At 37.6% G+C, this 12,458-nt stretch carries 11 protein-coding genes and 2 tRNA genes; 5 read left to right on the top strand and 8 right to left on the bottom strand.

What is annotated here, in order from left to right:
• Positions 1–54: 54 nt before the first annotated feature.
• The 3 genes from K350_RS29475 to K350_RS0118370 all read right to left on the bottom strand — a co-directional run bounded on the left by K350_RS29475 (position 55) and on the right by K350_RS0118370 (position 2,970).
• The gene (locus K350_RS29475; RefSeq protein WP_051313314.1) at positions 55–1,089 is read right to left on the bottom strand and encodes a lytic transglycosylase domain-containing protein; all 1,035 of its coding nucleotides are present in this window, start codon (positions 1,087–1,089) and stop codon (positions 55–57) included.
• A gap of 3 nt (positions 1,090–1,092) precedes the next feature.
• Positions 1,093–1,923 carry an LOG family protein gene (locus tag K350_RS0118375; RefSeq protein ID WP_081671064.1) on the bottom strand — a complete coding sequence of 277 codons (831 nt, stop codon included), beginning with the start codon at positions 1,921–1,923 and terminating at the stop codon, positions 1,093–1,095.
• A 135-nt stretch (positions 1,924–2,058) separates the two neighbouring features.
• Complete coding sequence (locus K350_RS0118370) at positions 2,059–2,970, bottom strand: TIGR01777 family oxidoreductase (protein WP_028981140.1); 912 nt, start codon at positions 2,968–2,970, stop codon at positions 2,059–2,061.
• A gap of 104 nt (positions 2,971–3,074) precedes the next feature.
• Here K350_RS0118370 and K350_RS0118365 point away from each other — a divergent pair, with 104 nt between their 5' ends.
• The gene (locus tag K350_RS0118365; RefSeq protein ID WP_051313312.1) at positions 3,075–3,773 is read left to right on the top strand and encodes a clusterin-associated protein 1; all 699 of its coding nucleotides are present in this window, start codon (positions 3,075–3,077) and stop codon (positions 3,771–3,773) included.
• A gap of 195 nt (positions 3,774–3,968) precedes the next feature.
• Here K350_RS0118365 and K350_RS31475 read toward each other — a convergent pair whose 3' ends face one another.
• Entirely contained in the window at positions 3,969–5,261 is a 1,293-nt protein-coding gene (locus K350_RS31475) for a pectate lyase family protein (RefSeq protein WP_051313310.1), read from the bottom strand.
• Positions 5,262–5,704: 443 nt separating this feature from the next.
• Here K350_RS31475 and K350_RS0118350 point away from each other — a divergent pair, with 443 nt between their 5' ends.
• Positions 5,705–7,702 (top strand): T9SS type A sorting domain-containing protein, encoded by a 1,998-nt coding sequence (locus K350_RS0118350; protein ID WP_028981137.1) that lies wholly within the window; start codon positions 5,705–5,707, stop codon positions 7,700–7,702.
• A gap of 231 nt (positions 7,703–7,933) precedes the next feature.
• Here K350_RS0118350 and K350_RS0118345 read toward each other — a convergent pair whose 3' ends face one another.
• Entirely contained in the window at positions 7,934–8,926 is a 993-nt protein-coding gene (locus tag K350_RS0118345; protein WP_028981136.1) for an AAA family ATPase, read from the bottom strand.
• A gap of 52 nt (positions 8,927–8,978) precedes the next feature.
• Entirely contained in the window at positions 8,979–9,350 is a 372-nt protein-coding gene (locus K350_RS0118340; RefSeq protein WP_028981135.1) for a DMT family protein, read from the bottom strand.
• Between the two features lie 253 nt (positions 9,351–9,603).
• On the opposite strand from K350_RS0118340, the gene K350_RS0118330 reads away from it, so the two are divergent.
• Positions 9,604–10,440, top strand: coding sequence for a DUF3108 domain-containing protein (locus K350_RS0118330; protein ID WP_081671063.1), 837 nt, complete (start codon positions 9,604–9,606; stop codon positions 10,438–10,440).
• Between the two features lies 1 nt (position 10,441).
• Here the strand turns inward: K350_RS0118330 and K350_RS0118325 are convergent, their stop codons facing one another.
• Together K350_RS0118325 and K350_RS0118320 are read right to left on the bottom strand one after the other, a co-directional pair.
• Positions 10,442–10,918, bottom strand: a complete 477-nt coding sequence (locus K350_RS0118325) for an RDD family protein (protein ID WP_028981133.1) — start codon at positions 10,916–10,918, stop codon at positions 10,442–10,444.
• Positions 10,918–12,072: a formimidoylglutamase gene (locus K350_RS0118320; RefSeq protein WP_028981132.1), complete on the bottom strand. Its 1,155-nt coding sequence runs from the start codon at positions 12,070–12,072 to the stop codon at positions 10,918–10,920. Before K350_RS0118320 ends, K350_RS0118325 begins: the two co-directional genes overlap by 1 nt.
• A 146-nt stretch (positions 12,073–12,218) precedes the next feature.
• On the opposite strand from K350_RS0118320, the gene K350_RS0118315 reads away from it, so the two are divergent.
• A tRNA-Gly gene (locus tag K350_RS0118315) sits at positions 12,219–12,291 on the top strand.
• Positions 12,292–12,373: 82 nt separating this feature from the next.
• Positions 12,374–12,457: transfer RNA gene (locus K350_RS0118310), tRNA-Leu, on the top strand.
• The last annotated feature ends 1 nt before the right edge of the window (position 12,458 follow it).

Genomic DNA, 12,458 nt, shown 5'->3' with positions numbered 1-12,458 from the left:
GTTCGCTTACCCGAAATGCAAGTTAAAAGGAAAAAAGCAATAACAGGAATACTCTTAGTAGGAATTTTTAAAAGCGTCGGGTTCAAACTCCCCGATGGATGCTCCATTCATGATATTGCTAAGTTTGTCAACATCTTTTTCAGGAATAAGCATCTTGTTGCTGTCAATTTGCGGTTTCAGAGCTATACGGGTAGCTTCTAACGGAATGATTATCTCGAAACTCATCTTTTTGTTACTGACAGTCAATTTATTACCAAGAATCCAGGGGTTGAATTCTTTTAGTGTTACCAAATCGGTTTTATGTAATCTTGCAAACTTGTCAAGATTGGTAATAGTGGAATCAACACGCACAAGCTTCATCTTTGGCCTCTGCTTGCGCAAAACAGTAATTCCGTATTTCGCAGGATGGTTAAGCAGATCTTTTATAGCTAAAATGCGATAGAGATAGCGGGAAGTTTCGTCATTCAGTGCAAGATCGTAATATGAATTTACACTTTGGTTATTGAATGCCCTTTGTAAACCTCCAACTCCCCTGTTATAGGAAGCTGCCACTGAGGTCCAGTTTCCGAATATTTTATAAGATTTTTTAAAGAATCTGCAAGCCGCTTTTGTTGCCCTGAATGGATGATAACGCTCATCCACCTCTTCATTTACGACAAGGCCGAGCTCAAGAGCTGTAGGCACAGTAAGCTGCCAGAAACCAGCAGCGCCCTTAGGGGAAATAGAATTACTCAGATTGCTCTCCGCAACTGCCAAATATTTAAAATCATCATGAAGATTATAAGCCTGTACAATCCTTGTTATTTCAGGAAGCCAGATTCTTACATTTCTGAAAAGAAGCCTTGTACTTGAATTACTTTGTGTGTTAACCTTAAGTTCTCTATAATATCTTAGGTAAGCATCCGGGGATTTAAAATGGACCTTCTCCCCGGCAAAAGTCATATCTTCTGGTATTCTTTTAATTTTACGCTGATGCCGGAGTTGGTCTTCCGGTATGTATTCCAGTTTATGAGCAAGAGTGCCATAAAAACCGAATCCTGAAATACATACCAGTATACCTGTAAGTCCTATTGTTAAGCTTTTATTCAATGATCAGAAGTTTGGTTGAAGCAGATATTTAGAATAGAAATCATCTATAGCCTTCACAGCCTCTGAAGGAGTATCCACAATCGTTACAAGGCTCATATCTTTAATATCGATACAAGTTTCTTTGGTGTACATGATATGCTCAATCCAGTCCATCAGACCTTTCCAGAAAGATTTACCGACAAGAACTATCGGGAATCTTCCGATCTTTTTGGTTTGAATTAATGTAAGAGCTTCAAATAATTCGTCCAGTGTACCGAAGCCACCGGGCATTACAATAAAGCCCTGAGAATATTTTACAAACATTACTTTTCTCACAAAGAAATGCTCAAAGTTAAGAATCTTATCGCGATCTATATACACATTGTGAAATTGCTCGTGAGGAAGCTGAATATTAAGCCCTACCGATTTTCCACCTTCCATATGTGCACCTTTATTTGCAGCCTCCATAATTCCAGGTCCGCCACCTGTGATTACTCCATATCCATGACGCACAAGTTTGGCTGCAATTTCTACAGACATCTGATAGTAAGGATTATCCTGTTTGGTACGGGCAGAACCGAATATAGAAACACAAGGGCCGATTTTAGCGAGTTTTTCAAAACCTTCGACAAACTCCGCCATGACTTTAAATACAGCCCAGGAATCCGCACTTTTTATTTCATTCCAGTCCCGTTCTTTAAATGCTTTTCTGATTTTGTTTTCTTCTTCTACCCTCTGCTGCTCTTCATTAACAACTTTTAGATTTTTTGAAGGATTAATTGGATTAGAATTTTGATTTGGTTCTCCAGAAAAATCGTCTGATTTTAAAGGATTAGGTGATCTGTAGTCGTCCATAATTTAAAAAATTTTGTTCCTACCTCGATTATTTATCTACCTACATTAAACGGATTTAAGGATCAGGTTGTTTTTAAAACCATGGTCATATTTGGCCTAACGCCCTAAACCAGCAGATATAGAAGGATTTAATTATTAGTTTTGTGTTAAAAGCTCTTGTAAGGTTGGTTTTAGTTCTTTGTACTTGAACTGAAAACCAGTGTTTAGAATTTTTTCTTCAGAAATATTATTTCCACCCAGGACCATTTCTGCTCTTTCACTACCCAACATCATCTTAAGTACAAATGATGGCACATTTGGAAGCAAACTTTTCCCGAGTAATTCCGCAACTTCTTTCATTACTTCATGATTTGTATCCGGATGAACACCTGCAGCATTGTAGACTCCGCTCATTGATTCATCTTCAATAGCTTTTATATACATATTGCAGAGATCATCTACATGTATCCATGAAATAAGCTGTTTTCCGCTCCCAACTGAGGCGCCCATACTTCTGTTTACAGTTTTCACCAGCTGTTCCAAAGCCCCTCCGTCTTTACTGAAAACAATACCTGTTCTAAGCTTCACAGTTCTGATTCCCAAAGCAGCCGCCTTATCCACTGCAGCCTCCCACTCTTCAGTTACCTTTGAGATGAAATCCTTACCCTTAGGAGATGTTTCCACTATTCTCTTGTCACCTGTATCTGCTCCATAGTAACCAATAGCAGAAGCAGATATAAATGCTTTTAATGGTTGTTTGAGTTTCTTCAATGTATCAGTAAGCAAGTCTGCTGATTTCACCCGACTATCTATTATTTCCTGTTTTACCTCGTTTGTCCACTTTTTTTCAAAGACATTGGCCCCCGCCAGGTGTACAATATAATCAGCAAATTTTATTGCATTATCATCTATAGCACCGGTTTTAATATCCCATACAAACGTCTTAATACCGCCTTTTCCAGTTGATCTGCTCAAATAAGCAACTTCATAACCCTTTTCTTTGAGAATTTGAGTTAACCTTGATCCTATAATTCCCGTACCACCTGTAATTAATACTTTTCCTTTCATCCTGTTTAGGTTTTAAAATATTCAGGAAATAAAACAAAACCCTTTGATTAAATAATTTAAAGAAATTAATATTGTTTAGCAATTAATATTTAAACAAAAATCTTATGCAGAAAATAGTATTTACATTACTCTTATTTATTGCTTCCCAATTTGTTTTGGCTCAAAAAGTAAAAGTAGGCGAATCAACAGAAACAATTGATAAGCTGGAAAGGTCAGGCCTCTTTGTAGTAATTGATCTTGACCAGAAAATGGTAGAGAAGATGTGGGAGAAACAATTAAAGAGTTATGGAAAAACGGAAAGTTCTAAAGGCATTTATACTGTCCCAGCTGGGAATGTTTCCGATATCTCTTCAAGCCCTGTTAAAATAGTATCTAAGGTAGAAGGTTCGGGAAAAGGAACCAAGGTATGGTGGGCAATAGACATGGGAACCACTCACGTAACCAAAGAGTCCAATTCCAGTGCATACAAAGCTGCTGAAAAAATATTATATGAATTTGCTTTGGAATGCTATAGAGTTGATGTAAACAATCAAATTAAAGATGCAGAGAAAGCATTAAACACTTCTGTTAAAAATCAGGAAAGAAAAGTAAAAGATGGAGAAAATCTTGTTCGCGATATTGATAAAAACAAACAGGAGAAAATAAATCTTGAACAAAAAATAAAAGACAATGCTGCTGAACTTGAGCAACTGAAAAAAGATGTTGAGCAAAACAAGCTTGACCAGGCCGCCGCTGCAAGCGATGTTGAGAAGATGAAGAAAGCAGTAGATGTTGTGAAAGCTAAACTTGATGAGCTGAAGTAAAAAGCTATTATAATATTATAAAATATTCCCGGTTGCTTTTAAAGAAGGCAGCCGGGATTTTTTTAAATTAACTATTCAAACCTATCTATAGTCCTGAAATAGATTGACACTACGTCAACTACAATACAACAAGTAAATTATTTATCTTCCACTCGCCTTATATAACTAATCAATCAACATTCAAATAGGCTAGGATTACTTTACTTTAACAATTTTCACAGCTTCCCTCTCTCCGGAAAAATATTCAACCATCAACATATAAGTACCTTCAGGAAGATCCGCTCCCACTTCTATATCCTCTCTGACAACTATTGTGGATTGCTCTTCCAGAAGTTTTCCGAATAGGTCGACAATGCTTATACTTTTAACTGGTCTATCTGCTTTTACGGTAAAACTCCTATTTGTAGGATTAGGGAATACACCGTTAAAAAGGCCCAAAGTGTTTTTCGTTTGCAAATCAGTTACAGTTGATGAAGAGCAAGTTCCTGTTTTAGTTGTTAGCAAAGCTATAAGATTATCAGTTGGTGTTAAAGAATAATTATAGGGAAGAGTACTTGAATTCCACCAGCTGCATTCAGTTTGAGTTATGGAGTTAGGTCCACATCCGGTAAACACATTACCTCTTTCACAAGCATACCCTTCACCTGTAAACTTATTTGTAGATATAGGTGTGATAACGTTCTCATAAATATTATTTTCTATCAAGGCATGTGCGCCCTGACGAACAGCTATACCATAATCATATATGTCCTTATAATAATTATTATAAACATGCGCTGCTCCCCATCTTAAAGATGGATTTCTTCCATCATTATCATAATAATAATTGTGGTGGAAAGTAACTCTTATATTTTTATCAATTGATTGTGCAGAACTATTGTCTGTATGGCCCAGCAAATTTACCTTTTTATGAGAGTGAAGTTTGTTCCAGGAGATGGTAACATTATGAGAACCATTTTTCACATCAAGTAAACCATCATAGGTGTCAACACCTATGCCTGGTCCGTTTTTACTGTATAGGTCACAATGATCAATCCAGACATGGTGACATTCATCAATGGTAATTCCATCATTAGGATAAAATACTTCTCTTACAGTAAGATTTCTTACTATCACATTTGTATACTCTCTGAAGTTCAGACCTATGTTTTTTAATCCTGCATCATAAGTATTACCGATGATACTTATATTTCCTCCTCTTTTAATGGTCAGGACCATAGAAGATGTACCAGGCTGTTCAATAAGTCCATTGATGTATACAATTTCAGGTGAGCTGTTATCTTCACGTGAAGAAACCCAATCCTCAAGTTGAGAAAGACTGGAAATATTTACTACTGTTCCACCTTTCCCACCGGTAGTTGTACCAAGACCCTCTCCGCTAAGGGATGCATAACCATCGACATCATTAGTAAGGCAGGAAGTAACCTGAGCTTTCAGACAAGTAGCAGATAGTAGAAATATCAGAGCTAGAAGAATTTTTGTATTCATATTATGATTTTTAATTAATGACCATAGAAATAACACAATCTGTTCATGAATAAATAAAAATGGAAATTAAAAAAGTAATGGTTTTCAGGAAAAATATTACTGCTTTGATCAGAATTCATTCAATTAATATTAATCCATCAGCATTTATAAAGTAATGAGGTCCTACAATACTATTAAGTAGAAATACTTTAAATGATATAGTATTTCGGGGACGGCCTTGAGAATATAAACTGGTTGGATTATAAAAAATATTTTTAGCTTAAATCGCACTAGAATAAATAATTTCTCTATTTTAGCCACAGTTAAATTACTGACTACCAGCAATTTTATATCGTAATTTAACAATCTTTCCTTTTCAATTTCTAACACAAAATCCAGACGAAAAAAGGCTGGCATGATGTCCTTTCATGGCCTAAAGGATTTAACCTAAAATTTCATCCAGAATGAAAAAAAGAAAACTCATTTCCAAAAGTTATGGCTCCTTTAATGCAGCCAGAAAGAAGAAAAGAATGAATGCAATGACGTTGCTCTTTATGTTACTATTCATTCTTGCACTTAGTAAGGCTTCTGCCCAGACAATTAATTATTACGTTCGTGTGCACGTAATTCCCCTATCGGATGATAATGGAGGCAGAGGTAATACTGTCACCATTGCACAACTTCAAACACATATTGCCGATGCAAACAGTGCATTTGCCGCTGCAGGAATAAGACTTGAATTTGATCCGGCTACCGATTGGACTCCATTGAACAGCACAACGCTCAACAGTATGGCAAACGGAGGAAGCAACTGGTGGGTAGCACCAAACAATGAGGCTGCTAAATACCCTGGTAAAGCAGTCATCTTCCTTCGTCACGGAGGAACTAATGCTACACCAGCAAGCAATGCTTTTGCCTATCCTCCAAACACTGGCTATACTCCGGCATTGTCCTTTGCGCCCCTGCCTACGAGCAACGTCAACTTCGTAGCGTTCTATAACCGTCTGGATTATGCTCAGGGCAATAGAGCTACATTTGTTCATGAACTAGGACATTACTTCGGTCTTTATCATACCTTTCCAGGGTGGAGCGACAATCTTACCGACACACCAGCAAAAGCTACTGCCTTTATCAATAACAATGGTGGTAATGCCAACGCTCTGGATGGAGATAGATTGAGTGATACCAATCCGGATGCAGGAACAGCCTATTATACTAACAATGTAGGAGGCTGTAACGCTACAAATACTTATACGATAAACAATATTAGTTTCACGGCTAACAAGTCAAATGTCATGAGCTACTTTGGTGGTTGCCAGCCACCATGGCAATTTTCTACACAGCAGAGAACACTAATTGTTAAAACTTTACAGCACAACTATAGAAATAATCTCATCAATAAGCCTGCCGTTAGAGTCACTGCTGTATTCTCACCTTCAACTGCTGAAGAAATTCAGCTTATCGGAGTTAGCTATACAGAATATAGGAAAAAGTACGATGACATATGGAACCAGGGATGGAGACTGTTTAAGCTTGACCAGCATGTTGACCAGGGTAAGGTATATTATTCTGCTATATGGAGAAAAAACACAAGCAGCGAAATACAAGTATATGAATATAACTATGCAGACTTCAGAGCCAAGTATGATCAGCTGTGGGGACAAGGCTGGAGGCTTCAGCTACTTAGCAATGTTGTTGTAAATGGGGTTGTAAAATATACTGCAATATGGAGACCTAGCACAAGCGCAGAAGTACAGGTGTATGAATGGAACTACGCTGATTACAAAGCAAAATATGATCAGCTTTGGGGACAAGGCTACCGTCTTCATATCCTTAACAATGTTGTTGTAAATGGAGTAGTAAAATACATCGCAGTATGGAGACCAAGCACAAGCGGCGAAGTGCAGGTATATGAATGGAACTACACCGATTACAGAACCAAATATGACCAGTTGTGGGGCCAGGGCTGGAGATTGTTCCTTCTGAATCAAACAATAGTGAACGGCGCAGTAAAATATACAGCAGTATGGCGTCCATCTTCAGCAGGAGAAGTTCAGATATATGAGTGGAATTATCAGGACTATAGAAAAAAATATGCGGAACTGACTGCTACGGGATGGAGGCTGAAATTACTAGAAGTATTGCCAGCAAGCAACAATGCAAGAGTTGCGTCGGATGATTATGCCACGATTGAACAATATACTAGTCACACAACAAACAATCTGATTTTATATCCAAATCCAAGTTCTGGTATTTTCAATGTGAAAATATTGAATGAAAGCCCTGCAGTTAAAATAGAAGTTTTTGACAGCAAAGGGAGCTTAAAATATTCAGAAGAGAAAAACGCTTCTGAAGCAGGATCTGAAACACCGCTAAACTTGTCACATCTGGAAAAAGGAATTTACTTCCTGAGAGTAGCAGGTGATGGAGATCCACACACAGAAAAGTTAATAATAGAATAAAGGATAGTAGAAAGAGTTAAACCCGGAGTAATAAATAATTGCTCCGGGTTAAAATAAAAAAAGCCGAAGCGTCTCTTCGGCCTTTTCAGATTTAAAAGTCAATTACTAACGCAGGAGAGCCGTTAATAATCATTTCGGATATGATTCAAAGATCACAAACTCTTATTAATCCTGAGTTATACACAGGTTATCAAAATGTTAAATTGATTCCCTATCAGCTTCTCCCTATTGTTATACTTTTCCTATAGTTACTTTTCTTAAGATAGATTCGATGATCTGCCTTGTGGTCACTCCATCAGCTTCGGCTTCATAGTTAAGAATGATACGGTGATTTAAAACATCATAAGCAACTGACTTCACATCTTCAGGCAGTACATAGTCTCTTTGATTGGAAAAGGCTATGAACTTAGAAGCCAGGTTCAGATTGATACTTGCTCTTGTCGAAGCACCATACTGAATGTATTCTGCCTCATCGTTAAGTCCATATTCCTTTGGTCTGCGACTTGCAAACACAAGTTCTATAATGTACTTCTCAAGGCTTTCAGACATATTCACCTTATTGATCTCATTTCTGATCATGGCAATATCACCTTTGTCAAGAATAGTTTTCGGTTCATATCTGAAGTTCATGTTTGACATACGTCTCATGACTTCCAGTTCCGATTCCTTGTCGAGATAATCAACATGGACTTTCATCATGAAACGGTCCATTTGGGCTTCCGGCAATGGATAGGTGCCTTCCTGATCAACGGGGTTTTGAGTGGCCAATACCAAAAATGGACTGTCCAGCTTAAACGTCGTTTCACCGATCGTCACCTGTCTTTCCTGCATAGATTCAAGTAAAGCTGCCTGTACTTTAGCAGGAGATCTGTTTACCTCATCTGCAAGAATAAGGTTGGCAAAAATGGGCCCTTTCTTAACCTCAAAATCACTCTTGGCCTGATTGTAAATCATGGTACCAATGAGATCTGCGGGCAGAAGATCGGGGGTAAACTGGATCCTGTTAAAATCAAGATGTAAAACTTTAGCAAGGGTATTTACCATTAACGTTTTGGCAAGACCAGGAACACCTTCCAGTAATATGTGACCATTTGTAAATAAACCCAAAAGCAAGCGATTCAGCATATATTCCTGACCAATCACCACCTTTCCTACTTCTTCTCTAACCTGCTTTAATTTTGTATATAATAACTCCGAACGCTCTTTATCTGTAATTTCTGCCATCAGCTCAATAATATTAATTTCTGTCTAAGGTAATTCTTATACCAATTGCAACTTACCATTTTTTAAATATAAAGAAAACAGCCAGTATGAGCAATGCAAAGCCTACCAGGTAGTTCCAGGCCAGTTTATCGGATTTGAAAACAAGAATTGCAAAGGCCGTAAAGACTGTTAAAGAAACTGCTTCCTGAATCACTTTTAGTTCAAATAGTGAAAAAGGACCACCATTCTCCTCAAAACCTATCCGGTTGGCAGGCACCTGAAAACAGTATTCGAAAAAAGCCATTCCCCAACTGATCATAATAACACCAAACAAGCCCAGCTTGCTGAACCAGGGCACTTTCTTAAAAAACAGATGACCATACCAAGCCATAGTCATAAATGCATTGGAAAGTATCAAAAGACTTATTGCCAGAATTCCTTTCATATTTTTCTCGATTTTAACTTGTACAAGTTTAAATATCTTTAACCTCAAAAAGAAAAAGTTTTTTCGATACACCTTATAAAGCATTGCAAACTATTGATTCTCATGAATTGCAATAGAAGCATTATTTCAAAAGCTCCTATTAAAAGGATTTTTGGATATGACACATTATGCTTTCTTTTTTGCTTTTACTGGAACAGAAATATTAAATTTGAAAAATATGGCACAATTTTTTGGAGTCATACCCACTTAAAAAATGAGCATGAATAAATCTGCATATTTCCCCCTTTATTTTCTTTTGTTATTTATACCTGTATGGTTTTTATGTAGCTGTGAAGGTGAAAAAGGTGGCAAGGAGCTATTTATCCCAACACATAAACAAATCAAGCATACACATAACTATTATAAGGAAGGTGAGCGGTTTAAATATAATGCCAGCTATGGCCTGCTTAATGCCGGCACATTGATTATCGAAAATGACAACAAACTTCACTGGGCAGATAAAACTCCTTGTTACAGCGTCAGAGCCAATTGCAAGTTGAAAGGCGCAGCTGGATGGATGTCCAATCTTGATGATACCTGGGAAACTTGTGTGGATACATTTGACCTCCTTCCTTTAAAATTTTCAAGACACCTTCAGGAAAACAAGTATCGTAAAGATGAATTTTCCATTTTCAACAGATTTGAAAATAAAGTATTTGTGACTGATACCACAAGAAAAGAGAATATCAAAAATAAAACATTTGAAATAACAGCTGACATGGAAGATATGATCAGTTCATTATACTTATTGAGAAATGCTAATTTTAATTCCATGGCAGTTGGTGATACGATGGTAATAGATGTGTTCCTTGATGAAAGCGCATATAACATCAAAGTAAAATATCTTGGAACAGAGAAAGTCAAAAGTATATTTGGCAAAGGAACTGCATATAAAATTGCCCCCATCCTTCCTCCTAATAATCTTCTTAGTGGTGAACTACCCGTAAAAGCATGGATCACGAATGATGAAAGAAGAATTCTTTTAAAAGTGGAAGCAAATGTTCTGGTAGGGTCTCTGGATCTTGACCTTCAGGAATATTCAAAGAAATAGCTTATTCCTTTACAACTAAAGTATCTGCGAAATAGTCTCCCAGTCTTTGATTGTCATCTGTTGTAAGCAATAAATAACCTTCAATAGCAAAGAATAACAGGGTTATTGAACCTGCAATATAAAACCAGGAACCGGGATTAATATTGAGGAGCGCTGTAAGGAAAACAAAGTTACGCTTCAGGGCAGTTTTAATACTGATTCTGGGAGAGTCATTTTTTAAAACCTCGATTTTAAAAACTTTTTTCCCCAAAGATTTATAACCTAGAAAACGAAAATTATCCCTGAAAATCAAATACAATGTACTAGCCAGCGCTGCGATAAATCCCGGCAAGATGAAAAAGAATAAAGTATAAATTACTCCTGCAACTATATAATCGATAAACAAAGCAAGTATCCTTTCTACAGGAGATGCCAGTGTGAAATTATCGACAACGGTAATGGGTTCTTTCTCCATACTGAAGAAATAACCTGTCAGCATCAAATTAGTTTTGCATGGGTTAGCAACCAGCGGTTAGGAATCTCGCCATTATTGGCATCCTGATAATCTGCATAGCTGCAGGGAACTATTGAATTTCTCGCAAATTTACTTTTTCCTTCAGGATATGGAACCTCAAGCCACCACTTTTCGGATTTCTCATTTTTATAAAAAACCAGTTTATGTGGCTCTTCCTGAAGGGATACAATATATTTGGTAAAATTAGCACTGCCTAAATCTTTATCCTCCTGACGCAGATAAAAACCTTCTATGAAATACCAGACCATAGTTGCGATCACTCCTGCAGTCTGTCCCCTGAAATCCAGCTCAGGGTTATATTCATAAATTCCAAATGAACTGAGACGAGAGCTGAGACCTGCATACCAGCAGATCTGGCAAGCTTCTTCACCTGTCAAACCAAAGGGTTGTGCATTGGCATTACCAGGAGCATCTGCTTGTTTAATAGCAGTAATATCAAAACTCAGCATATCTGCATTTCTCACCACTGGCTCTATATCTTCCAGGCTTTCACGCAACTGTCCGAGCCTTCGCGTTTCGAAATAGAGTTTTTCCAGGACGTTGATTGTCTCCGGATCTACCAGATAAGATTGGTGTGCAAGCTGACTATAATGAAAAATAATATTAGGATCGTTGACTAGAATTTTATGGATATGATGGCGGCTCATGTCTTCTCTGTTTGCTGTCATATCAACAAATGCATCGACATTAAGCATATTGATCACCTTTCCGGATGATTCATATCCGAGAAACTGCCCAAAATCAAGATCATGCGTACCTCCAAATAAAACCGGGATAGTATTGTGCTGCATCAACATTTCACAAACCTCTTTAACTCTCAGGTAACTTTCTTCAAGGTTTACACCGCAACGGAGGTTTCCAAGATCAACGATCTTATATGCTCCACCTCCTCTTTTCAGATTATATAATTTCTTTCTGATTTCATCCGGGCCGTTTTCAAGATTGTTATTGCTCATGCTCCCCCTGTCCTCTACCAAGCCAATCAATGCTATATCAGCCTCCTTCCAGTCTGGAAAATCTTCACTGTGAACTTTAATGTTGTTTACAAATAGTGTAGGGTCGACAGAAGGCTTTTCAAAAGGCTCCTTGATGTTATCAAAAAAGATTCTGAGATTCATGCAATAAGAAGATGATCAAAATTAGCAAAAACCACCTTAAAAGCGAAATCAATAATTTTTGGAAAAAAAATTAAAAAAATTTGGGCGATGCTATTGACTTATTAAATTCATCTATTACCTTTGCAGTCCCATTAAGGAAATAATAAGCGGGAATAGCTCAGTTGGTAGAGCACGACCTTGCCAAGGTCGGGGTCGCGAGTTCGAGTCTCGTTTCCCGCTCAAATAAAACCCCGGTTGCCGGGGTTATTTGTTAAATAGGGGTTGACTATTAAAAATCAACATCTTCCACTTTAAAATCTTTGCCGGGGTGGTGGAATTGGTAGACACGCAAGACTTAAAATCTTGTGTCCGCTTGGACGTGCGGGTTCAAGTCCCGCCCCTGGTAC

Origin of the sequence: Sporocytophaga myxococcoides DSM 11118, from assembly GCF_000426725.1 — a bacterium.
Lineage (GTDB): Bacteria > Bacteroidota > Bacteroidia > Cytophagales > Cytophagaceae > Sporocytophaga > Sporocytophaga myxococcoides.
The sequence above is the reverse complement of the archived record's forward strand: the minus strand, read 5'-3'. Positions and strand labels throughout refer to the sequence as shown.

What these genes read in the sequence shown, in the direction of transcription:
- K350_RS0118345 (WP_028981136.1), bottom strand. Translation starts at nt 8,926, where the DNA reads ATGGCAGAAATTACAGATAAAGAGCGTTCGGAGTTATTATATACAAAA.
- K350_RS0118365 (WP_051313312.1), top strand. Translation starts at nt 3,075, where the DNA reads ATGCAGAAAATAGTATTTACATTACTCTTATTTATTGCTTCCCAATTT.
- K350_RS0118350 (WP_028981137.1), top strand. Translation starts at nt 5,705, where the DNA reads ATGAAAAAAAGAAAACTCATTTCCAAAAGTTATGGCTCCTTTAATGCA.
- K350_RS0118325 (WP_028981133.1), bottom strand. Translation starts at nt 10,918, where the DNA reads ATGCTGACAGGTTATTTCTTCAGTATGGAGAAAGAACCCATTACCGTT.
- K350_RS0118375 (WP_081671064.1), bottom strand. Translation starts at nt 1,923, where the DNA reads ATGGACGACTACAGATCACCTAATCCTTTAAAATCAGACGATTTTTCT.
- K350_RS0118370 (WP_028981140.1), bottom strand. Translation starts at nt 2,970, where the DNA reads ATGAAAGGAAAAGTATTAATTACAGGTGGTACGGGAATTATAGGATCA.
- K350_RS0118330 (WP_081671063.1), top strand. Translation starts at nt 9,604, where the DNA reads ATGAGCATGAATAAATCTGCATATTTCCCCCTTTATTTTCTTTTGTTA.
- K350_RS0118340 (WP_028981135.1), bottom strand. Translation starts at nt 9,350, where the DNA reads ATGAAAGGAATTCTGGCAATAAGTCTTTTGATACTTTCCAATGCATTT.
- K350_RS31475 (WP_051313310.1), bottom strand. Translation starts at nt 5,261, where the DNA reads ATGAATACAAAAATTCTTCTAGCTCTGATATTTCTACTATCTGCTACT.
- K350_RS0118320 (WP_028981132.1), bottom strand. Translation starts at nt 12,072, where the DNA reads ATGAATCTCAGAATCTTTTTTGATAACATCAAGGAGCCTTTTGAAAAG.